The organism is Vibrio sp. 10N.222.55.C6, assembly GCF_041473395.1.
GTDB lineage: Bacteria > Pseudomonadota > Gammaproteobacteria > Enterobacterales > Vibrionaceae > Vibrio > Vibrio crassostreae_C.
On the sequence record NZ_JBFRSD010001195.1, the window covers coordinates 1 to 400 of the forward strand.

Here is a 400-nt window from a genome sequence, read left to right on the forward strand (position 1 = left end):
AGTGATAACGGGTTTACTCTGATTTTCTCTTTGCTCATTAATCCACAATGCGAGAGCTTCGAGTAAAGACTCGGCGACAACGGAACGTAATATTCTTGCGACTGTGTGCCGACGAGGGGTACCGTGAGCAAATGTTCGATATTTTCTAAGCCATTCCAGTTTATGTTCACCATATCTTTCAATATCTTGCCAGCCCTCGCTGCCAGCAGTTATGTCGCTAATGACAAGGAAAATAATGTCAACTAAATCATGCTTTTGGTTGATGGATGACTGCGTATCTTCGACAATCGAAAGGTGTTCTATGAGGCTCAAAGTTGATACCGATTTGTGGGTTTGAGCCTATTAGATCATAGTTGCTCACAAAGTGCGATCCCGCCCTGATAAAGGAAATACTCTAGAG

The 400-nt window shown here is 43.0% G+C and carries 1 protein-coding gene; it reads right to left on the reverse strand.

The genetic code is table 11. From position 1 onward, the window contains the following. The coding region (locus AB4486_RS28150; RefSeq protein ID WP_372120118.1) for a transposase family protein at positions 1 to 312 on the reverse strand (312 nt) is incomplete at its 3' end. Positions 313 to 400 lie beyond the last annotated feature (88 nt).